The following is a 20,860-nucleotide window of genomic DNA, read 5'->3' on the forward strand; positions in this document are numbered from 1 at the left end:
AGCGAGTAAGCGGCCAAGCAGCGATTGGTAGATCTTTTGTGCCTATTGCTGCGGTTTGGTCAAGGAATCGCTACCTTCCTCCTACATCGCACGTACTGATCGGCGACTTGCCTTCACCCCCGAGGGCGGCCGGTCGGCCGCCGAATCCCAGCGGTGACGGGCACGCCCGTCACGGGAACCGGGGACCCACTTGGCGTGGAGCGATCCATGCCCGGGGTGAATCCACCATGCGTGGTGGTAGGGCGACTCCTGGCCCGAACCCGTCAGCTAACCCGGTAGGCGGTGAAGGAGAAAGGGCCATTCCCCCACCTCATGCCATCAATCGTGGAAGGGCTGCTTGAGGCTGCCCAAAAGGATCTCGGTTACCGGGAACAGAGCAACGGCTACACCAAGTTCGGCGACTGGTACTACGCCAACGTGGACCAGAGCGACTCCTACTTCAAGACCGCGCCTTGGTGCGACATGTTCATCACCTGGGCCGCCCATCAGGCCGGTGTCCAGGAGTACGTCGGAGAGTTCGCGTCCACCGTCGACCACGCGAAGTGGTTCAAGCAGCAGGGCGCGTGGAGCGACCAGCCCGAACCCGGGGCCCTCGTCTTCTATGACTGGTCCGGCTCGGACAGCGTCGAAGGCATCGACCATGTCGGAATCGTCGAGCGGGTGGACGGAGCCAAGATCTTCACGATCGAGGGCAACGTCGACCGGGTGTGGCTCAAGCGCAAGGAGCGCGATCAGAGCAAGGTCGTCGGCTACGGCCTGCCTCGGAAGGTGCAGGAGAACAGCGGCGCGCTCGACGAGGTCGTCGCCGAAGAAGGCGAGGGCGCTGCGGTCGGCGCAGCACCCTCACCCCCGGTGAAGGCCCCACCGGTGCAGAACGTGTCCGCATCGGCGCAACAAGCGTTCGTCAACGTGACGTCGGCGAGCTCCAGCGGGCTTCCGCAGATTCAGGACGCGACCGCGCCGGCCGCCGTGCTCGTCGCTCTGCTGTGCACCGCTGTGGTCGTCAAGCGCGTCCGGGACAGGCAATCGGCTCAGGTGGCGGCGGCGGTTGGCCGACACCGCCGACCAGCCGGGCGGCACCGGGGATTGCTCGCATAGGGTTCCTTCTCCGGTCGGGCCTCACGGCCCGGCCGGAGAAACCCTCGAAGGACAGGCCTGCTGTCTACGTGTCATGTTGCGCGAAGATCCGTCCTAGCCGCGTGGAGAGACGCCCTCGGTGAGGGCGGTGGCGACCTTGCGTATGCGCTCGCGGAGATCCGGGGCATGGGGACCGCGAGTGAGCAGGAGCTGGTGCGCCGCACCCACCAGCGCGAGCGCCAGCGACTCGGTGTCTGCCTCGGCCGCGATCCTGCCGTGCTCCTTCTCTGCCTTCAGGTAGGCGGCGAATGCGCGCTCGCTGGCGTCGATCTCGAGGGTTCCTTGGCTGAGCGCCTCGCCCAGGTGGCTGAGGATCGCCGGCCTGGCCATCGCCAGGCCGGCGAGGGCCAGCAGATTGCCCGTGAGCAGGGTCTCGATGGCTGACATCAGGTTGTCCACGACGTCGCCGGTGCCCGCGAGGGTCGTGAGAGCCGACAGGGCCGCCCCCGCCTTGCCTGCTCGGTCGAGAAACAGCTCGGCCAGGAACCCGTCCATGTCGGAGAAGTGGTTGTAGAGCAGACCGGTCGCGCAGCCGGCCTCCTTGGTGACCGCCCTGCCCGTCAGCTCTGAGGGGCCCGCGCGCAGCAGGATCCGCTCGGCGGCGTCGAAAAGCTGCTGCCGTACGTCGGGGATCGCAACGCCACGCGGTGACATGACCACCAAATCTACCCGGGTGCGAGCAGGGCCGCCTGACCTGCCGGGCTTGCAGGGAGAATGAGCATGTGCTCATACTCTATGAGCACATGCTCATTCTCAAGGGTGAGAGCAGGTTCATGGACACGCGAGACTTCGTCTGGACACCGCGACATGTAGGTGCCCTCGCCGTACTCTGCCTGGCTCAAGTACTGGACAGCGTCGACGTCACCGTGGTGAACGTCGCGCTACCTGCCATCCAGGACGACCTGGGTTTCTCCGCCGCAGACCTGTCATGGGTGATGAACGCCTACATGGTGGTGTTCGGGGGGTTCCTTCTGCTGGGTGGTCGCCTCGGCGACTCATACGGTCACCGTCGCGTCCTACTCGGCGGGATCACCCTGTTCACCGTGGCGTCCTTGGCCGCCGGCCTGGCACAGAACGCGAGCTCCCTCGTGGCCGCTCGCGCCGCGCAGGGCCTGGGCGCGGCTCTCATCGCGCCGATGACGCTGGCGCTGATCGCACTGATCTTTCCGGAGGGCAGGCCACGGAACAGGGCGTTCGCGATCTGGGGAGCGGCGACGGGAGCGAGCAGCACGCTCGGCCTGTTCGCGGGCGGACTGCTGGCCGACGGCCCAGGGTGGCGGTGGATCTTCTTCATCAACGTGCCCATCGGTGTGCTGCTGCTCATCGCGGCTCGGCAGCCGTACGCGGCCGAGCGGATCACCCGTGCGAGGCGCGGCTTCGACTTGGTCGGCGCCGCGGTCTCGACAGCGGGGGTGAGCTTGCTGGCCTACGCCGTCCTGCAGACCGCCGCCCATCCATGGGCGTCTCCCCACACGATCGGCCTGCTCGCCGCTGCTGCGGCACTGCTTGTCTACTTTGTCGTCCACGAGGCGCGGATCGCGAAAGAGCCGCTCGTGCCACTCCGGCTGTTCGGCAACAGGTCGGTAGCGGGTGCCAACCTCATCCAGGCGCTGCGGGGTGGCGCCATGTTCGCCGTCTTCTACTTCGCCACGTTGTTCCTGCAGGAAGTGCTGGGCTACTCCGCCTTGCAGACGGGCCTGGCGTATGTGCCGCTGACCCTGCTCCTCGTTGGGGCGGCCGGCCTCGGCCCGATGCTGGTGCGCCGATTCGGCACGCGTCTGGTGATCACTTTCGGCTCCCTGATCACCGCCGGCGGCCTGCTGCTGTTCACCGGGATCTCGCCCGATGGCGCGTTGTGGCCGCAGGTCATGCTGCCGCTGCTGGTCACCGGATTCGGATTCGGCCTCGTGGTGGTGCCGCTGACGGCCGCCGCGCTCGCCGGGGTGCCTCCCTCGTCCAGCGGCGTCGCCTCCTCACTGCTCAACGTCAGCGCCCAGCTCGGCGGCGCGCTCGGCCTCGCCGTGCTGTCGACCACCGCGACAGGCAGGACGGCTGATGCGCTGAAGGCCGGCGCCGCTCCCGCCGAGGCGCTCACCGACGGTTTCCGCCTTGGCTTCGCCGTTGCAGCGGCCCTGATGGCTGTGGTCGTGGCCATCGCGCTCGCCGCACTCACCAACAGAAAGGAATCCCCGGCATGAACCGAAGAGCGGTCGTCGTCGGAGCGGGTATCGCGGGGCTGGCCGCCGCGCTGAGGTTTGCACCAGATCGGATGGGAGCCGGTGGTGCTCGAGCGCGCTTCGGCACGCAGGCAGGACGGCTACGCCGTCACCTTCTTCGGCCTCGGCTATGACGAGGCCGAATGGCTCGAAGCCAGCGGCCTCACCGTCGAGGACGGTGTGGTGTGCGATGCGACGCTGTACGCGCGGGGCGCCGCCGACGTCGTGGCGGCGGGCGATGTGGTGCGCTGGCCGCACAGTCTGTAGGGCGACGCCCTGGTCAGGGTCGAGCACTGGTCCAACGCGAACGACCAGGGAGCGGTAGCCGCCGCCAACCTGCTGGCGGGCACCGAGAACGCCAAGCCGTTCGCGGACCTTCCCTCGTTCGCCACGCACGTGCACGGCGCTCGCATCCAGAGCGCCGGGCTCCCTCAGCTGGCTGACGAGGCCAGACTCGTCGCGGGTGCGTTCGAGGACGGCAGCTTCGCCGTCGGCCTGGCCAGGAGCGGCGTGCTGGTCGGCGCGGTGGCGGTCAATTCCCCCAAGGACCTGATCAAGCTCAAGCGCGGCATCACGGCGGGCAGCTCCCTCGATGCGGTCACGGCATGAATTGAGCTCTTGTCAGGAGACGGTGAAGCCGGCCGTGAGCACTGCGCCCGCGCCCACGCCGAGCAGCAGGGAGGCGAGAGCCGCCGCGTAGGCGATCCACCTCGCGCCTCCCTCGGCGAGGGCTGCATCGGTTTCGACGTGCCGGAAGGCGGGCCTGATCCAACGGAGGTAGTAGAAGACGCTGGCCACGGTGTTGACCACCGCGACCACGGCCAGCCATGCGTAGCCGCCGTCCCACGCGGCGGTGAAGACGAGTACCTTGCCCACGAAGACGGCCGCGGGCGGGGTGCCGACCAGCCCGAGCAGGCAGATGACGAGGGCCAGCAGCAGGCCGGGAGCGCGCCTGGCCAGCCCGGCGTAGTCGGTCACCAGGTCTTCGCCGACGGCGAGGACCACGGCGAAGGCGCCGATGTTGGTGAGGGCGTAGGCGGCCACGTAGAACAGGAGCGCGGGCTCGGCGAGCTCGCTGCGCCCGGCCACGGCGATCGGCATCAGCAGGTACCCGGCCTGGCTGATGGTCGAGTAGGCCAGCAGTCGGCGCACGTTGTCCTGGTAGAACGCCGCCAGGTTGCCGAGCGTCATCGTGGCGGCGGCGATGACCGCGATCAGCGGGCGCCACCCGGTGTCGGCGCCGTCGAAGACCTCGGTGGACAGGCGGAGCAGGGCGACGAAGGCGCCGACCTTCGGGATGGTGGTGACGAACGCCGCCACCGGGCGGGAGGCGCCCTCGGTCACATCGGGCACCCAGAACTGCGCGGGCGCGCCTCCCGCTTTGAACAGCACGCCTGCCAGCAGGAGCACGATGCCGAGGCCGACGGCACCTCCGGGAGCCGTGGTCAGCCGTTCTCCCAGTTCCTCGTAGGCGGTCGCTCCCGACAACCCGTAGAGCAGGGTGACCCCGGCGAGCATGAGCACGCCGAGGAAGGCGCCCATCAGGTAGTACTTCAGCGCGGCCTCGGTGCCCGCGGCGTCCTTGGCGAAGCCCGCCAGCCCATAGGCGGGGATGCTGGCCAGCAGGTAGGCGGCGACGAGAACGAGCAGGTCGTCGGCGCCCGCCAGAAGAATGGTGCCGAGGGAGGCGAGCATGATCAGCACGTACACCTCGGCCTCGCGGCTGCTGCCGCGCGCCCAGCCGGCCGCCAGGACGATCAGGAGCAGCGTCGCGACGATGACCGTCGCCCTGGCCACGTGGGTGAGCAGGTCGAGCGAGTAGGACTCGAAGGCCGTCATGTCCGGTCGCACGGCCGCGATCGCCGTGGCGCCCAGTGCCGCCACGAGCGCGGCCGCGCAGATCCAGGCGACGAGCCGCTGCCGCTCTCGTCGGAGGAACAGCCCGGCGAGCAACCCGATCACCGCTCCTGCCAGGACGAGCAACTCGGGCAGGAGGTCGAGGGGATTCTCGTTCATGCCGGTCATCGGCCCACCCATGCCACGAGGGCCGCCGAAAACGGCTCGATGAGGTCGAGCAGCCAGCGCGGCAGGATGCCGATGATCAGGGAGAGGACGAGCAGCGGGGCGACCGAGGCCACCTCGCGTGGCTGCGTCTCAGAGACAGGGAGCTCGCCCGGCGGGCCGAGGAAGGCCTTCTGCAGGACCCTGAGCAGCAGTGCTGCGGTGATCAGGATGCCGATGATGCTGAGCCCGCCGGCCACGACAGCACCGGGCAGGCCCGTGCCGATCACGCCGGCGAAGATCTGGAACTCCGCGATGAACCCCGACAGGCCGGGCAGTCCGAGCGAGGCGAAGGCCGCGACGGCGGTCATCAGGGTGAACGTTCGCGCGCCGGCGGCGATCCCGCCGAAGCGGCCGAGGTCGTAGCTGCGCGCGCGGTCCCACAGCACGCCGGTGAGCAGGAACAGCGCGCCGGTGATCAGCCCATGGCTGACCATCTGGGTGACCGCGCCGGTGATCGCCATCTGCCTGGCCTGGGCGTTGCCTGCCGCGAGTCCTGCTGCGCCGAAGGCCAGGACGATGTAGCCCATGTGGTTGACCGAGGTGTAGGCGATCAGCCGTTTGATGTTCTCCTGCGCCAGGGCGACCAGGGCGCCGTAGAGCACGCTGACCACCCCGACGATGACGATCAGCCAGGCGTACTGCCGCCATGGGCCGGGCAGCAGCGGCATCGCGATCCTGGCGAAGCCGTACGTGCCCATCTTCAGTAGCACCCCCGCCAGGATGGCAGAACCGGCGGCGGGGGCGTCGGTGTGCGCGGGCGGCAGCCAGGTGTGGAACGGCACGGTGGGCGTCTTGACCGCCAGCCCGACCGCTACCGCCAGCAGCACCAGCGCACCGGCCTGCGGCGGGTTCCGGGTGAGTTCGACGATGTCGAACGTGCGTGGATCGCCGCCCAGGTAGAGGCCGATGAATCCCAGCAGCAGGGCCAGCGAGCCGAGGAAGGTGTAGAGGAAGAACTTCAGCGCCGAGCGGGCCCTGTCGCCGTGGCCCCAGCCGACGATCACGAAGTACATCCCCACGATCGACAGGTCGAAGAAGACGAAGAACAGCAGCAGGTCGAGAGCGGCGAACAGGCCGGTGGAGACGGTCTGCAGGAACAGGAAGAGCGCCGCGTACGACCGCGGGCGCTGCTTCTCGTTCAGGGGGTAGATCGCGCACGCGAGGAACAGCACTGCCGTCAGGGCGATGAGCGGGAGCGACAGGCCGTCGACGCCGACGTGGTAGCCCGCGCCCACCGAGGGGATCCAGCGCAGCCGCTCCTCGTAGCCGATCCCGCCGCCGTAGCCCAGCCACATCACCACGACCAGTGCCAGATCGGCGGCGGCCGCGCTCACCCAGATCCACCTCGCGGTCCGCCCGCCCAGCTGCGGCAGGGCCAGGAGCGCGGCCGCCAGCAGGGGCAGGAAGATCGTTGTCGAGAGCACGTCACCTCACCAGCACGATCACGAGCGCGAGCAGGACGAGTGCCACCATCGCCTGGGCGAGGTAGGTGTGCACCTGACCGGTCTGCGGACGCCGGGCCAGTGTGCCGAGCCGCCCGACGGACGAGGCCGTGCCGCGGACCACTCCGTCGACCCCCGCCTCGAACGGCGAGCGCGCCCGGCGGGCGAGCGCCATGCCCATGCAAGGTACGGCCCGCACCACGCCATCGACCACGCGGTCGTCGAATCGGGCCAGCGCCCGCGCCGCCGCCAGCAGCGGACGCCACGCCACGGTGACGGCGATCGGCTCCAACCGCAGCCAGCCGGACAGGAACGACCGGCTTTCGACGCTTGCCGTCAGACGACGCCGTGCCAGGGACACACCAGCGACGACCACCACCGCCAGCAGGCCCGACAGTGCCAGCTCACCCGGCTCCGGTCCGGGTCCTGGCGCGCCCAGCAGGCGAGTCCACGCGTCGAACAGCGGGGGAAAGCCGACCACGCCCAGCGCCGCGGCGAGCACGGCGAGCGGGGGAAGAGGCACCCGATGGAGCGGCCCGACGCGTTCTCCGCTGCAATGCTCCACGTCGGCCGGGCCCCATACGGCCATCAACGCTTTGGCGGCGTAGGCGGCGGCCAGCAAACCTCCCGCCAGCGCCACGGCGTACAACGCGCGATCCTCCACGACGGCGAGGACCGCGCCTTTGGTCACCCAGAGCGACAGCGGCGACAGCCCGGCCAGCGCCACGGCGCCGATTCCGAAGGTGGCGCCTACCAGGGGATACCGCCGCGCCGCGCCACGCAGTTCAGCTAGTTGCTTGGTCCCCAGCGCGGTCAGCCAGGCGCCCGCGCCAAGGAAGAGCAGGCTCTTGACCGCCGCGTGCGCGACCAGGTGCGCGGCTCCGCCCGCTACGTTCGACACGCCTGCGGCCAGGACCATGAAGCCGATCTGCGCGCAGGTGGAGGCGGCCAATAGTTGCTTGAGGTCGCGTTGGGCGAAGGCGACCGCGCCGAGCAGCAACGCGGTCAGGGCGCCGATCCAGGCGACCAGGGGAGCGGCCCAGCCGGTCGCCGTGAGGAGAGGAACCACCCGCAGCAGCAGGTACGCGCCTGCGGCGACCATGGTGGCCGAGTGCAGCAGGGCCGACACGGGACTCGGGCCCGCCATCGCTCGCGACAGCCAGAAGGAGAACGGGAGCTGGGCCGACTTGCCGAGCGCGGCCGCGACGAGACCCGCCGTGACCAGATCACGCCACGGCGCGCTCGCTGAGGGCAGGCTCGCGAGAGCGAGCGACTGTGTGCCCGCGATGGCGCAGCCCGCCGCCAGGTAGAGCCCCAGGTCACCGGCGCGGGTGGTGAGGAAGGCGAGCGTGCCCGACCGCACCCGTTCGCGCTCCTGCCACCAGAAACCGATCAGCGCGTAGGACATCGCACCCATGACCTCCCACGCCATGAGCAGCAGCGCGAGATCGGTGGCCGTGACCGTGAGGAGCATTGCGCCGACGAAGATCAGCATCAGGCCGAAGAACCGGCCTCGCGCTTCGCGGATCTCGCCGGCCGCGAAGACGAGAACCGCCAGCGCGATCATCGACACCGTGACCACCATGACCGCCGACAACCCGTCGACCGCGAGCCCCGCCTCGAACCCCGCGAACAGCTCGAAGGTCAGGGCGGGGCGGGTGATCGCGGCCATGACCGCGACGAGCACCGTCACCATGGCGACGAGGACACCGGCGGCAGGCGCGCCTCGCTCGGCGCGACGGGCGAGGAGCAGCATCGCACCGGATGCGATCGGCAGGCCAGGTAGCAGCCAGAGGAGAGAACTCATCCGCTGAGGTCTCCCGCGTCGTCCGTCATGTCGACCTCGCGCGCTCTGAAGATCGCGGTGACCACGGCGAAGCCCATGGCCATCTCCAGAGCCATCACGGTGACGGCCACGAGCACGAGGACCTGGCCGTCAGCGGTGCCGGGCGCCAGGAAGTACCAGAAGGCGCCACCGGCCACGATCAGCCCGTTGATCATCAGCTCCAGCCCCATCATGAGCATGACGATCGACTGCTGGGACAGCGCGCCGTACAGGCCGACCGCGAAGAGCGCGGCGGCCAGCAGAAGGAAGGCTTCGAGCGTCATGTCCGCTCCTCGCCGGGGTTTGGAGCGCCGCACGCGTGGTGATGCTCGACCGGGGGCTGCGGGCTGTGGGCGTGACCCGGTCCCGGATCGTCCGGGGGGCGACGCGTCAGATCGTCTCCGTACCTGTCGTAGCGGCCACGATGGGTGGCGAGCACCACAGTTGAGATCATCGTCGCCAGGATGGCCACACCGATGACCATCATCACGAGCATCTTCGGCCCCATGATCGACAGGCCGAGGGCATGGGTGGGATCAGCGGGAGGCTCCCCCCTGCGCCGAGGCCACGGGGTGAGGAAGATGCCGACGGCGAGAAGGGCGAAGACGGCACCGGCGACGAGCGCGGCGACGCGATTGTTGTGGACCATCTTCATCGGCATGAGCCCCGCCGGGTTCATCATGTACATGATCATGAACACCGCCATGATCAGCATCTCCATGACCATCATCAGGATGATCAGCACGCCGAGGTACTGGAGGTCGATCAGCAGGAACGCCAGCCCGACCGCCAGCAGGGAGGCGAGCAGGGCGAACGTCGCCCGTGCCATCGAGTCGACGACGAACACGGCGATCCCCGCCGCCACGGAGACGGCCGCCAGGATCCAGAACGCGACGGCCATCACAGCACCACGACTCCGACGACGAGCAGTTGCAGCAGCGAGACCGGGATCAGCACCAGCCAGGAGCACTGGGTGAAGCGGTCCATCCTGACGACGGGCACGCGGTGCCGTACCCAGACCAGCAGCCCGAGCACCGCCGCGGTCTTGATCAGCGCCCAGAGCCAGCTCGGCAGGAGCGGACCCGCGCCACCCCCCAGAAACAGGGGGACGGCCGCCGCCGCGGCCACGACGAGGAGCACATAGCGCCCCGACTGGAAGAGCAGACGGTCGGGGCCCGACAGCTCGGCCCGGCTGCCACCGGCGATGTCACCGCCGAGAGGCGCGCCCATCGGCCCCCAGAAGGCCATCGCCAGCGCCGAGATCAGGTAGACGAGGAAGGCGAGCGGCATCCACACCACGAACCACAGCTCCTGCTGCGCCCGCACCGCGTCGCTCATCCGCAGGGACCCCGCCCCGAGTCCCACGGTGATCAGCGCGAACATGTGCGGCAGCTCGTACGCCAGCCCCTGCGCCACGAACCGATAGGCGCCGACCAGTGGATACACCGAGTTCACCGACCAGCCGGTGAGCCACAGCGATCCCCAGACGCACACCTCCATCGCGTTGAACCACACGATGCCCACAGCCAGGTCCGCGACTGCGATGTCGCCCAAGGGGATCACGATCCCGGCGAGCACCGGGGCGACGACCAGGCTGACGACGCCGATCCGCAGGAGAAGGGTGTCGGGAAGAAGGGTGCGCCGCCGCTGCTGGACGAGGAGCCGTGCCACCTCTCCGAGCGGGCTGCTCGCCCGGAACCCGCCGAGCACCGCGTCGAGGACGGCCGCCGCGAGTGCGAGCGCGGCCAGCACGGCGGGGAGCGCGATGACCGACCACACCGGTGTCTGTTCAGACATGGGCGACCTGATTCCGGTCCAGATCCGGATCGAGGCTGGCGACGATCAGCCTCGCGGTGGCCAGTTCCGCACCGATGAGCAGGTGGGGGAGTAGGCCTTCGGGTTCGTGTCTGCTCGGCGGCTGCTCCTCGAGCGGCGTGTTGTCATCGAGAGCTGCGATCGCCGCCGACGTCGCGGCGAGCCACCTTTCGAGCCTGGACAGCGCGTCGCCTTCCCCGATCGCTCCGACGTTCCGCAGCATCCAGCGCAGGGTCCGCGAGCGGCGCACCCGTCGGGCGAAGCGGGTGTACGGCGGCGCCAGCTCGGCGGGCGGCGCGTCCGCGAGGAGTCGATCCCTCAGGCTTCTGCCCTGACCCGCCGCAGAGGCCCAGCCGGCCACGGCGAGAAGCCGCCCCAGGCCGTCGAGGCGCGCTGCGGCCCGTCGCCGTGCGGCCTCGGCCCGGGATACGGGGTGTCCTTCTGCCGCCATGATCCACGGCTCGTCCCAGAACGAGCCTCCCGTCCCTATTCCAGGCATCACCTTGACGGTGGCCTCCTGGATCACGTCGCCCTGCAGAACGGTCTCCACGACCAAACCGCTCGGCCAGTCGGCCAGGATCGGTCCCAGAGGTACGTGGAGCCGATCCAGGCTCAGCCCGTCACGGTCGGGACCGCGCTCGGCCATGGGCAGCCCACCCGGACTGCCCATGTGGTGTTCGTGATGGCCGCCTCCATGTCCACCGTGAGCGCCATGCTCAGCCTCGCCACCTGCTTGCTCCTGATTGAGGTGACCGCCACCCTCATGCTCATGCTCGTCAGAGGTGCCATGCCCTCCTTCGTGCATGGCGGCCTGGTCGCCGGCATCTGACGAACCCGGCACCCACGGCGCAGCGACCCGGGCTGCGGCGTCCTGCCACTGAGCCTGCGCATCCCCCAGTTGCTCGGTGGCGTGCTCCAACGCTTGCGTCACCTGATGCGGCGAGGCTTCAGAGGGAACGTCGACCCGGGCGCGGGGGCCCGACATGTCGCTCCACACCGTTCGGACGGCCTCGTCGAGTTCATGACTGGCGTGTCCGCACACGATGAGCAGATTCGCTTCACCTGGCGCGTCGGCGGGTACCCAGGACCGCCGGGCAAGCTCCGCTTCGGTCAGTAGCCGTGCTCGCGTGCCGTACACCGCTGTGACCACCAGCGGACGGGGGTGCATGGCCGCCTGCCTGAGCAGCCAGCGTGTCAGGCCCATCGGAAGGCCCCCTCCCGCCAGGCATAGATCACGCCGACCATCAGCAGGCCGAGGAAGATGAACATCTCCACCAGAGCGACAGTGCCCACCTCGGCGACCACGAGTGCCCAGGGGTACATGAAGACCATTTCCATGTCGAACGCCAGGAAGACCAAGGTCACCGCGTACCAGCGCACGTGGTAGCGAGAAAGAGCGTGCTCGTGCGGCCGAGCACCGGACAGGAAGGGCCCCACGCCAACCGGGCCGCGCGGAGCGATGATCAACGAGACCGCGTAGACGGCGACGACGCCTACGGTGAGCAGGACGAGCAGGGCGAGAACGGCCGCCCAGGGCTCCATGGATCTTCTCCCAGCAAGCTACTAAGATCCGTAGTTCCCTGTCTGGGCAACAGCAATCACCTCGTTGTGATTGCCTTCACCAAAGTTCTCAGCTCGCTGGACGCAGTCCCGCCAGGATGACCGTCACCAGCCGACGGACCGCCTCTTTGGAAGATAGACCGCTTGCTGCGGAAATGGCGTGCAGGCAATAGCTCGCCAGTTCGTCCGGCGAGAGGTCGTCGCGCATGACTCCGGTCGCGCTGCCCTCCGCCAGGAGGTCACGAATCAGGTCGCGGAGTTGCTGGTGCGCTCGCGTGACGTGCTCGCCCTGGTGCAGGAACGCTGTCAGTACCGGGTCGTGGCGGCCACGTGACTCGTGCGAGAGGAGCGCGTAGGCCTCCAGCACGGCCGCAAGCCGTTCGCCGGCGCCGCCCGCCTGGGCCTGGACGTGAAGCAGATGGCCAAGGTGGCCGGTGATCTGACGTTCGTGCCAGGCGGACAGGATCGCCTCGATATCGGGGAAGTACTTGTACAGGGTCGCCCTGCCGATGCCGGTCTTCTCGGCGATCTGCGACATCGTCACCGACCGCAGCCCGTGTTCCGCCACGAGCGCCGCGGTGCTGTCCAGGATCGCGTCGCGCACCTCACGGCGATGCGCCTCGATCGTCTCATTCCACAGCCTGGGCACGTGGGCAGCATACGCGACGCCGAAGTCGATACATTGTGTATTGACGGAGACATAGTGTTTCGTAAAAATGAGCACCCAGGATGCGGGAGGACGTTCACATGGCAGATCCAGCTGGTTCCGACGACACCGGCACGCCGCGTTGGGTGAAGATCGCGGGAGTCGTCACCGCCGTTCTCGTCCTGCTGTTCATCGTTCTGCTGCTCATAGGCGGTGACCACGGCCCTGGCCGGCACTGGTCCTATGGCGGTGGGGAAGGAGTCCTGGTCACCGCGGAAGCCGTTGCCCGATGAGGACCATGTCGCCGCCCCTGCGCAAGCTCGTGCTCACCACGCACGTCACGTCCTCGGTCGGGTGGCTCGGCGCGGTCGTCGTCTTCCTCGCGCTCGCGCTCATCGGACTGACCGCCCAGGACGCGCGGACCGTGCGGGCCGCCTACCTCGTCATGGAGCCCGCCGCCTGGTTCACCCTCGTGCCGTTGTCTGTGGCGTCGCTGCTCACCGGGATCGTCCAGTCCCTGGGCAGCGTGTGGGGACTGTTCCGGCACTACTGGGTCGTCTTCAAGCTGCTGATCAACCTGGGCGCCATCGTCGTCCTGCTGATGTACACGCAGACGCTGGGCTACCTGGCCCGCGTGGCGGCGGAGCCGACGTCGTCCGGAGACGCGCTGCGGAGCCCATCTGTCGTGCTCCACACCGTGCTGGCACTGCTTCTCCTGCTCGCGGCCACGGTGCTGGCGGTGTACAAGCCGCGCGGCCGGACCCGGTACGGGCGCGCCGAGCGCCCTGGATGATCGCAGACAAGCATGTGGGCGTGTCCTCGCGGCGACAGCCGCCGCGCCATGCCTACTATCGCGGTAGAGCCGGTGCAGCGCCCAGGTGCTCCCGGCGGGTGTCGCGGTTCTCTCATGGGCGTCCTCGGCCTGCGACTGCGGCCATACACGAACCCATTAACAGGAGTCACTCAGCCATGTCCACCAACCGAGCGATCATCCGACGCCTCGCGTTCACCGTGGCCGCAGGGTCCGGGGCACTCGCGCTGCTCACGGCCTGTGGCGGCACCGACAACGCGAGAGCGGGGCATGAGATCGCCATCACCACGCACGGCGCTCCGGCCAGCCCTCAGCCAGGGGCGTCCTTCAACGAGGCCGACGTGACGTTCGCGCAGAACATGATCCCGCATCACCAGCAGGCCGTGGAGATGGCCGACCTGGCCGAGACCCGCGCCGCCGATGCCGAGGTCAAAAAGCTGGCGGCGAAGATCAAGGCCGCCCAGGACCCGGAGATCCAGACCCTGGAGGGCTGGCTCGAGGCGTGGGACAAGCCCATGCCCTCCGGCGGCATGCATCATGGCATGCCCGGCATGATGTCGGCGGAGGACATGAAGAAGCTCGAGGCGGCCCAGGGTGCCGCGTTCGACAGGCAGTTCCTGCGCATGATGATCGCCCATCACGAGGGCGCGATCGAGATGGCGAAGACCGAGCAGGCGAAGGGCGCCAACGACGGGGTCAAGGTGTTCGCCAAGACCATCGAGTCGTCGCAGCAGGCTGAGGTGGAGCAGATGCGGAAGCTCCTCGACCGGCTCTGATCCTCCGGCGCCGGGTGCCTGTTCCGGGCACCCGGCGTTCTTCGGAGCGCGAGATGTATCAGGGCTGGTAGACGGTGCTGAAGCCCTTGCCGGCGTTCGTGGACTCGTAGACCGTCCCGTCCATGGCGGCGGCCAGGAGACGGTCGGCGGACACGGCGGTGAAGGCGACGGCCTGCATGGGCAGGCGCCCCCCAGGCCGCCAGGTCGAGCCGCCGTCGGTGCTGGTGTGTACCTGGCCGTCGGGAGCCACGCCGACGAGGTGATCCTTGCCGGCCACGTCAAGGAAGGACAGCAGCGGGGCACCCTTCAGCGCCTCGAAGCTCTTGCCGGCGTCGCCGCTGACCTTCACCCCATCGGGGGTGGTGGCATAGAGGCGCTCGGGCGCGTCGGCGCCCGCGGCCAGGTCCAGCAGGTCGAGCCGGGCGGCGGGCTTGAGGTCTGCTCCCTTGCCGCGCCAGATCTGGCCGGTCTGGCTGTCGTAGCCGTAGACGGTCGTCCCGACGACCTGCAGGGCGTGGAAGTCGGCCTTGCCGGCCAGCGCCACCTGTTCCCACGTGAGGCCGGAGTCGGAGGAGCGGATCAGGCCCAGGTGCGGCGGCCGACCCGCGGCGATGTCCGCCTCGGCGGGGTGCCCGCTGGCGTAGAAGGTCTTCGGCCCCGCGACCGTGAAGCCCATGTGGTCGGCGTCCCTGTCACCCACTCTGACCAGCTTCTTGTTCTCCAGAGTGAACAGTCCGAAGTGGCCCGCCACGTAGGTCTTTCCGGTGGCGGGATCGACACCCAGCCCGTGGACGTGCCCGACTCCCGGATCCGAGGAGGGCTGGGCGGCAGGCTCGGGCGCCTGGACGTCCGAGCCGCACGCCGTCAGGCCGATGGCGAGGACGAGCGCCGTTGCGAATTTCTTGATCATCTTATGCCTCGTAACCGAGGAGGCTCATCATCCCGGCCTCCGCGTGGTAGACGTTGTGGCAGTGGATCATCCACAAACCGGGGTTGTCGGCGTCGAAGTCGACGTGGAGCGTCTTTCCGGGCAGCACGATCGCCGTGTCCTTGCGCAGGCCGCTGCCGGCCAGGGCGAAGGTGTGGCCGTGCAGGTGCATGGGATGCCACATCAGGCTCTGGTTGACGAAGGACAACCTGACGCGCTCGCCGGACCTGATCGCTTCGATGACCTTCGGGTCGTACGTCCTGCCGTTGATGGCCCAGTCGTACTTCGCCATGGTGCCGGTGAGCTTGAGAGTGATCGTCCGGTCGGGTGTCCGCGCTGCCAGCCGTACGGCCTGCGCGGGTTGGAGCTGGTCGTAACCGGCGAGCCGGCCGTCCAGCTCGGCGGGGCGCACGTCCGCCCGCGGCGCTCTGGCGCTCCTGGTCGTACGGATCACGGCGCGGGCCATACCGCGCTTGCCCTCGGCGAGCGCGACCAACGGGAAGGCGCCGTCCTTGAGCGTGACCAGGACGTCGTAGCGCTCGCCCATGCCGAGCAGCAACGCGTCGGTCTCCACGGGCTCCACGGGGAAGCCGTCGGCGTGGGTGACGGTCAGCCTGTGGCCGCCCAGCGCGACCCGGAACGCGGTGTCGCCGCCCGCGTTGATCAGCCTGATCCGCAGCCGGGCTCCCGGTTTGGCGGTGAACGTCTCCGGGGCGTCCGCCACCCGGCCGTTGACGAGGAAGTGCGGGTAGTAGACGTCGCCGGCGTCGCCGCCGAGCAGGTCGCTCTCGGCGTTCATCATCATGTGCGGCCACTTCGCCGACGCGGACGGCGTGGGCGTGGGCATTGGCATGGCGCCGTGGCCCTCGTGGCCCCCCTCGCCCATCATGCCCGCCATCGCGGTCAGCTCGGTGAGCACCTCGTCGGGGGTTCCCGTCACGCCGTCCATCCAGTCGTCGAGGACGACGACCCACTCGTGGTCGTAGGCGAGCGGCTCGTCTGGGTCCTCGACGATCAGCGGCGCGTGCAGGCCGCGGTCGAGTTGGGTGCCGTGGTGCGGATGGAACCAGTAGGTCCCCGGATGCGGAGCGGTGAACTCGTAGAGGTGCTCGCCGCCGGCGGGGATGGTCGGCTGCGTCACGCCGGGCACGCCGTCGGCGTCGTTGCGCAGCGCGAGGCCGTGCCAGTGCACGGTCGTCTCCTGCGGCAGCCGGTTGACCAGCCGGGCTCGGACCACCTCCCCGGCCTGGACGCGGATCGGCCTGCCGGGCAGGCGCTCGCCGTACAGCCAGGTGTTGACAGTCGGCCCGCCGAGGTCGGCCTGACCCTCACGGGCCAGGAGCCGGAACTCCCTGGCTCGGCCCGGACGGCGGGCGGTCTCGGTGGCGCGCACCTGCGCGCCACCGGGCTGGACGAAGGTCGTGCTCTCGCTCGTCGAGCACGCGGAAAGGAGGGCTCCTCCTGCTGCGGTCAGGCCGGCGCGCAGGAAGAAGCGTCGATCGATGGATGTCATGAATCGCTCACGGTTCGAAACGGATAGGCGGTCCCTTGAACCGGGCTCCTATATCCGCAGGACCGCCACACGTCTCAGCGTGAGTGCGATCGGCAGAGGCGAGCCGCGAACGGCGGGTAGGGCTGTCGGGCGCTTGCGGTCCGCGCCCGCGATGGGCACCGCGCGACCGAGGCCCAACAGGGTCAGCACGATCACGACGAGGGTCGCGGCGACCGCGGCCAGGCACAGCACGACAGGGCTGGGACCGGGGTCGACCGGCTCATGCGTCATGCTCATGCCGGGATGGTCCGCCCCTGCCGTGTGGGCGCAGACGCCGACGGGGGTGTGGGAGGCCACGCAGAAATGCGCGGTGGCGTAGCTGAGTCCGAGGCCCAGCAGCACGGACGCGACCAGCACGAGCTTCGGCAGCAAGGCGGAGAACGCGCTCCTACGATTCACCGCTCCTCCCATCGGACAGCTACGAACCGACCCTACCTTCGGCGCTATTCGCCCCTGATAAGACCCTTGGCCAAGATCGCGCTACACCGTCTCTTGGCCTGTGGGAGGTGGTGTCGTTGAGCACTTGAGAGATACTGGACATGTTGTTTGAGAGGGGTTGCCCGGTGTGCTCGGACACTCGGTGACGGTCGCCCCGCCACGGCGCCTGCGAGCGCGCCGCCAACGTCGACCCCGTTTTTCGATACTCCACGTTGATGCGGCAGGACTCGCGAAGCGCGTGGGCGGTTGGAGCTCTGGTTCTGTCGCAAGGAGGGAGCTCGTAATGAGGCGTCTCGCAGTGCCCGGAGTGGCGGTCGGCCTCGTGCTGATGGGCGTGCCCACAGCACAGGCCCATGAGCATCCCAGCGGCATCACCGACCTGGTCACCCCCGCCGTGGTCAGGGTGGAGGCCAAGGCCCTGATCGATATCACGCTGCTTGACCACGTCGGCGAGTTGGTACACGTCCAGCGCAGCTACGAGGTGCCGATCGGCACCGGTACCGGCACCGTGGTCAATCCCGACGGCACGCTCGTCTCAGTCACTCAGGTGGTCAGTACCGACAACGACCTGAGGGCCTACGCCGCCAACAGCGTTTTCGCCGATCATCACAAGGCGAACATCCCCATCGACTTCGCCAGACACACGCTGGACGACGAGCGGCTCAATCGGCGCCTGCAGCTCTGCTACGACGTCACGAGCCCGAGGTCGACCTGCCTCGTCGACATCAAGCAGGACATCACGATCTTCCCCAACGTCGCTCCCTTTGACGGGCAGGGATTCAAGGCCGAGGTCGTCAAGCTGGGAAACAGCCCAGGCGACCCGGCCGTCCTACGGCCGACCTCACGGATCGGCGGCGGCGTCGGGCTGCCCACCGCACCGCTGGCCGACAAGGAGCCTGACAAGGCCGGATCGCCCGTCTCGGTCGCCGGATTCCTCGGCAGGCCGGCTCCGGACCAGCTGCTCAAACTCGACATCGCCCATCTGGGTCCTGCGGTGGCAGGTGGGGCCGCTCGCGGCTTCACCGACCCGCAGAAGAAGGTCAACGAGCCCGTCAAACTCGGCAAGCTGGTCGACCAGGGCATGCTCGGCGCGCCCGTCATCGGCAACAAGGACGGACACGTCATCGGCCTGCTGGTCGTAGGCGGTAACACGGCGAAGATGATCGGCGTTCGGGAGATCACCTCGGCGCTCGCCGATGCCAAGGCGTCCGCCCGCAGGGGACCGGCCGACGCCGCCTTCGAGGCGGCGCTGTCCCGCTTCCACACCAAGAACTACACCGACGCCGCACCCGCCTTCCAGCGTGTGCTCGACCTGTACCCCGGCCAGCCCGTGGCCGCGGCGCACCTGAAGGAGTCGCTGGCCAAGAAGGGCACCTCGGCCGATGTGGGAGCCGGCAAGACCGCGTCGCCCCAGAGCACCACGATCCCGCTGTGGCCGTTCATCGCCGGAGCGGCGGTCGTCCTCGCCCTGACCGTGGGCCTGGGGCTGTTGTGGTGGCGGCGACGGCGCGCCTCGTACGAGGAATGGGGGCAGGCGCCACCACAGGAGCCGCACCTCGCCACACGTTCCCGCGCTGACGACCCCAACCCGACCCTGATCGTCAGGCGACCCCAGGCCTTCCCTGGCGGTACATCACAACCACCGCAACCGGTGATGGCCGCACCGCACCGGGTCAGGTTCTGCGTATCGTGCGGTACAAGACTGGGTCCGATCGGCCGGTTCTGTGGCAATTGCGGCCACCCCACAGAGCACATCTGACCGCATGGCGGTGTGTGCGAGCGTACCGACGATCGTCGGTAGGTGGTGGTTTCGGTTCGTGCGGCGCGTCAGTGGGTGGTGGCGGCTTCGACGCGCTCCTGAGCGAGACTCTCCGTCGTTGACTGCGCCCTGGTACGGCCGAGCTCGGGCAGGAGGGACCCGATCCCGAGTACGGCCAGCCCGACGCCCAGCCAGAGGGGAGCCCGCAGCCCGAAGCCGTCGATGGCCAGCCCGCCGACCGAGGAGCCGACGATCACCCCGAGGGTGATGAAGGAGGCGTGGACGGTGTTGACCAGTGGCCCCGGGTTGCCGACGCGCTGGATGCGAACGGCCATCGCGGGGTTCATGGTCACTCCGACCAGCCCGACGCCCAGCATGGTGATCACCGCGGGGACGCTGAGGTGGGCGAACAGCGCGAAACCGGCCAGGAAGATCGTGTTGAGGATCAGCCCGGACAGCAGGACGCTGATGGTGTGCTTGTCGGCCAGGCGCCCGACGACGTAGTTCCCGATCACGGTGGCTGCGCCGTACGCGACGAGCAGCAGGGGAACGGCCCCCGAGGGGAACCCGGTGACCTGGGTGAGGATCGGGCTGAGATAGCTGAAGGCGGCGAAGGTCGCGCCGATGATGAGGGTGCTGGTCGACAGCGCCAGCCACAGCCTGCCGTTCCTGAAGACCGCCACCTCCTGCCTGAAGTTGCCGTTGCCGCCGTCAGCACGCCCGAGCCTGGGAACGCCCATCATCGTGGCGAGCGCGGCGATGACGGTCAGGGCGCCGACGACCCAGAAGGCGGCACGCCAGCCAAGCGGCCCGCCGATCAGCGTGGACAGCGGCAGCCCGAGCAGGGTGCCGAGCATCAATCCGTTCAGGACGATGGCGAGGGCGCGGCCGCGTACCTCTGGGCGGCTCAGCTGGACCGCCACCGAGATGGCGACTCCGAAGAATGCCTGGGAGGCGACTCCGGTGATGACTCGCGCGACCATCATGATCGGGTAGGAGGGCGCGAGCGCCGCGAGCACATTGCCCACCAGAAAGATTGCGAACAGCAGCATGAGTGCGGGTTTCGGGCGTATCCGTACCAGCGCGACGGTCATCAGCGGCCCGCCCGCCGACATGGCCACCGCGAAGGCGGTGATCAGATAGCCGATTTGGGAGATGGTCACGCCGAGTCCGCCTGCCATCTCGGGCATCAGGCCTCCGACGGCGAACTCGCTGGTCACCATGGCGAAAATGCCTATGGCCAGGACGTAGACGGCTCTGGGCAAGGGGGACTCCTTTTTGCATCAATCGGTGTAGAACTTGGGCATGAAAAAAGCAGACGTCAGGCCAGGGCGTCCATGGCCGTGGCCGCGATGGCCTCGAGTGTGGCGTCGGTGGCGCCGCCCTGAGCGGCCACCCGGATCCCGGCGATCACGGCGTTGACGAACCTGGCGAGCTCGGCGGGATCGCGGGTGGAGCCGATGGTGCCGTCGCGCTGCCCGCTCTCGATGACGGCGCTCAGGTTGGCGACTCGGAACTCGGTGTTGCGATCGAGCATCAGGGCGATCTCCGGGTCGCGGCCGGCGAGCTCCATCGTGGTGTTGACGGTCAGGCAGCCGAGGCCGTAGCCGTCGCGCCTGTTCTCCGCCTCCGTCTGGAGGATCTTGGCGAACAGCGCGCGGATCCGCTCGATCGCCGGCAGCTCGTGACTGTCAAGGATCCGCAGTTGGTCGGCGGTGGTGGCGTCCATGTAGCGGGTCAACGCGCGTTTGAACAGCTCGCGCTTGTTGGTGAAGGCGTTGTACACGCTGCTGCGGTCCAGGCCGAGCGCCTCGCACAGGTCCCTGGTCGAGGTCGACTCGTAGCCGTTCGCCCAGAACGTGCGCATCGCAGTGTCCAGGACCCGGTCCTC

At 68.8% G+C, this 20,860-nt stretch carries 23 protein-coding genes and 1 riboswitch; of the genes, 8 read left to right on the plus strand and 15 right to left on the minus strand.

The window, feature by feature from the left end:
• Nucleotides 1-128 precede the first annotated feature (128 nt).
• Nucleotides 129-297, plus strand: a riboswitch (cyclic di-AMP (ydaO/yuaA leader).
• 27 nt (nucleotides 298-324) lie between these two features.
• Nucleotides 325-1,098 carry a CHAP domain-containing protein gene (locus H4W81_RS09000; RefSeq protein WP_318781623.1) on the plus strand — a complete coding sequence of 258 codons (774 nt, stop codon included), beginning with the start codon at nucleotides 325-327 and terminating at the stop codon, nucleotides 1,096-1,098.
• A gap of 93 nt (nucleotides 1,099-1,191) precedes the next feature.
• On the opposite strand, the gene H4W81_RS09005 is transcribed toward H4W81_RS09000, so the two are convergent.
• A complete protein-coding gene (locus H4W81_RS09005) occupies nucleotides 1,192-1,791 on the minus strand; it encodes a TetR/AcrR family transcriptional regulator (RefSeq protein WP_192774374.1) in 600 nt (199 codons plus the stop codon).
• Between the two features lie 89 nt (nucleotides 1,792-1,880).
• Between H4W81_RS09005 and H4W81_RS09010 the strand changes: the two genes are divergently transcribed.
• The 3 genes from H4W81_RS09010 (at nucleotide 1,881) to H4W81_RS09020 (ending at nucleotide 3,962) form a co-directional block, all read left to right on the plus strand.
• Entirely contained in the window at nucleotides 1,881-3,335 is a 1,455-nt protein-coding gene (locus H4W81_RS09010; RefSeq protein ID WP_192774375.1) for an MFS transporter, read from the plus strand.
• An 81-nt stretch (nucleotides 3,336-3,416) separates the two neighbouring features.
• Nucleotides 3,417-3,620, plus strand: coding sequence for a hypothetical protein (locus H4W81_RS48410; RefSeq protein WP_264083140.1), 204 nt, complete (start codon nucleotides 3,417-3,419; stop codon nucleotides 3,618-3,620).
• Between the two features lie 129 nt (nucleotides 3,621-3,749).
• Entirely contained in the window at nucleotides 3,750-3,962 is a 213-nt protein-coding gene (locus tag H4W81_RS09020; RefSeq protein ID WP_192774376.1) for an oxidoreductase C-terminal domain-containing protein, read from the plus strand.
• Between the two features lie 12 nt (nucleotides 3,963-3,974).
• Here the strand turns inward: H4W81_RS09020 and H4W81_RS09025 are convergent, their stop codons facing one another.
• From H4W81_RS09025 to H4W81_RS09065, 9 genes are all read right to left on the minus strand, one after another.
• A complete protein-coding gene (locus H4W81_RS09025; RefSeq protein WP_225958518.1) occupies nucleotides 3,975-5,369 on the minus strand; it encodes an NADH-quinone oxidoreductase subunit N in 1,395 nt (464 codons plus the stop codon).
• A 5-nt stretch (nucleotides 5,370-5,374) separates the two neighbouring features.
• Nucleotides 5,375-6,841, minus strand: a complete 1,467-nt coding sequence (locus H4W81_RS09030) for a complex I subunit 4 family protein (RefSeq protein WP_192774378.1) — start codon at nucleotides 6,839-6,841, stop codon at nucleotides 5,375-5,377.
• 1 nt (nucleotide 6,842) lies between these two features.
• Nucleotides 6,843-8,666 (minus strand): NADH-quinone oxidoreductase subunit 5 family protein, encoded by a 1,824-nt coding sequence (locus H4W81_RS09035; protein ID WP_192774379.1) that lies wholly within the window; start codon nucleotides 8,664-8,666, stop codon nucleotides 6,843-6,845.
• Nucleotides 8,663-8,968, minus strand: coding sequence for an NADH-quinone oxidoreductase subunit NuoK (gene nuoK / locus H4W81_RS09040; protein ID WP_192774380.1), 306 nt, complete (start codon nucleotides 8,966-8,968; stop codon nucleotides 8,663-8,665). The genes H4W81_RS09035 and nuoK overlap by 4 nt, the downstream gene beginning before the upstream one ends.
• Nucleotides 8,965-9,585, minus strand: coding sequence for an NADH-quinone oxidoreductase subunit J (locus tag H4W81_RS09045; RefSeq protein WP_192774381.1), 621 nt, complete (start codon nucleotides 9,583-9,585; stop codon nucleotides 8,965-8,967). The genes nuoK and H4W81_RS09045 overlap by 4 nt, the downstream gene beginning before the upstream one ends.
• The gene (locus tag H4W81_RS09050; protein ID WP_192774382.1) at nucleotides 9,585-10,481 is read right to left on the minus strand and encodes a complex I subunit 1 family protein; all 897 of its coding nucleotides are present in this window, start codon (nucleotides 10,479-10,481) and stop codon (nucleotides 9,585-9,587) included. Before H4W81_RS09050 ends, H4W81_RS09045 begins: the two co-directional genes overlap by 1 nt.
• Entirely contained in the window at nucleotides 10,474-11,703 is a 1,230-nt protein-coding gene (locus tag H4W81_RS09055) for a hypothetical protein (RefSeq protein WP_192774383.1), read from the minus strand. The genes H4W81_RS09050 and H4W81_RS09055 overlap by 8 nt, the downstream gene beginning before the upstream one ends.
• Entirely contained in the window at nucleotides 11,694-12,041 is a 348-nt protein-coding gene (locus H4W81_RS09060) for an NADH-quinone oxidoreductase subunit A (RefSeq protein ID WP_192774384.1), read from the minus strand. The genes H4W81_RS09055 and H4W81_RS09060 overlap by 10 nt, the downstream gene beginning before the upstream one ends.
• Nucleotides 12,042-12,129: 88 nt before the next feature.
• Nucleotides 12,130-12,708 (minus strand): TetR/AcrR family transcriptional regulator, encoded by a 579-nt coding sequence (locus H4W81_RS09065; protein WP_192774385.1) that lies wholly within the window; start codon nucleotides 12,706-12,708, stop codon nucleotides 12,130-12,132.
• 98 nt (nucleotides 12,709-12,806) lie between these two features.
• Between H4W81_RS09065 and H4W81_RS09070 the strand changes: the two genes are divergently transcribed.
• The 3 genes from H4W81_RS09070 (at nucleotide 12,807) to H4W81_RS09080 (ending at nucleotide 14,292) form a co-directional block, all read left to right on the plus strand.
• Nucleotides 12,807-12,998 carry a hypothetical protein gene (locus tag H4W81_RS09070; RefSeq protein WP_192774386.1) on the plus strand — a complete coding sequence of 64 codons (192 nt, stop codon included), beginning with the start codon at nucleotides 12,807-12,809 and terminating at the stop codon, nucleotides 12,996-12,998.
• A gap of 5 nt (nucleotides 12,999-13,003) precedes the next feature.
• Nucleotides 13,004-13,498 (plus strand): DUF2269 domain-containing protein, encoded by a 495-nt coding sequence (locus tag H4W81_RS09075; protein ID WP_192774387.1) that lies wholly within the window; start codon nucleotides 13,004-13,006, stop codon nucleotides 13,496-13,498.
• 176 nt (nucleotides 13,499-13,674) lie between these two features.
• Complete coding sequence (locus H4W81_RS09080) at nucleotides 13,675-14,292, plus strand: DUF305 domain-containing protein (RefSeq protein ID WP_192774388.1); 618 nt, start codon at nucleotides 13,675-13,677, stop codon at nucleotides 14,290-14,292.
• A 58-nt stretch (nucleotides 14,293-14,350) separates the two neighbouring features.
• Here the strand turns inward: H4W81_RS09080 and H4W81_RS09085 are convergent, their stop codons facing one another.
• From H4W81_RS09085 to H4W81_RS09095, 3 genes are read right to left on the minus strand one after another with little or no spacing between them, the layout of a single operon-like run.
• A complete protein-coding gene (locus H4W81_RS09085) occupies nucleotides 14,351-15,202 on the minus strand; it encodes a F510_1955 family glycosylhydrolase (protein ID WP_192774389.1) in 852 nt (283 codons plus the stop codon).
• 1 nt (nucleotide 15,203) lies between these two features.
• Nucleotides 15,204-16,733 carry a multicopper oxidase family protein gene (locus H4W81_RS09090; RefSeq protein WP_192774390.1) on the minus strand — a complete coding sequence of 510 codons (1,530 nt, stop codon included), beginning with the start codon at nucleotides 16,731-16,733 and terminating at the stop codon, nucleotides 15,204-15,206.
• Between the two features lie 48 nt (nucleotides 16,734-16,781).
• Nucleotides 16,782-17,171, minus strand: coding sequence for a hypothetical protein (locus H4W81_RS09095; RefSeq protein ID WP_192774391.1), 390 nt, complete (start codon nucleotides 17,169-17,171; stop codon nucleotides 16,782-16,784).
• A gap of 322 nt (nucleotides 17,172-17,493) precedes the next feature.
• Here H4W81_RS09095 and H4W81_RS09100 point away from each other — a divergent pair, with 322 nt between their 5' ends.
• Nucleotides 17,494-18,969 (plus strand): tetratricopeptide repeat protein, encoded by a 1,476-nt coding sequence (locus H4W81_RS09100; RefSeq protein WP_192774392.1) that lies wholly within the window; start codon nucleotides 17,494-17,496, stop codon nucleotides 18,967-18,969.
• A gap of 68 nt (nucleotides 18,970-19,037) precedes the next feature.
• On the opposite strand, the gene H4W81_RS09105 is transcribed toward H4W81_RS09100, so the two are convergent.
• Nucleotides 19,038-20,234 carry an MFS transporter gene (locus H4W81_RS09105; RefSeq protein ID WP_192774393.1) on the minus strand — a complete coding sequence of 399 codons (1,197 nt, stop codon included), beginning with the start codon at nucleotides 20,232-20,234 and terminating at the stop codon, nucleotides 19,038-19,040.
• A 56-nt stretch (nucleotides 20,235-20,290) separates the two neighbouring features.
• Nucleotides 20,291-20,836 carry a TetR/AcrR family transcriptional regulator gene (locus H4W81_RS09110; protein ID WP_264083141.1) on the minus strand — a complete coding sequence of 182 codons (546 nt, stop codon included), beginning with the start codon at nucleotides 20,834-20,836 and terminating at the stop codon, nucleotides 20,291-20,293.
• Nucleotides 20,837-20,860 lie beyond the last annotated feature (24 nt).

This window comes from Nonomuraea africana (assembly GCF_014873535.1).
GTDB classification, from domain to species: Bacteria; Actinomycetota; Actinomycetes; order Streptosporangiales; family Streptosporangiaceae; genus Nonomuraea; species Nonomuraea africana.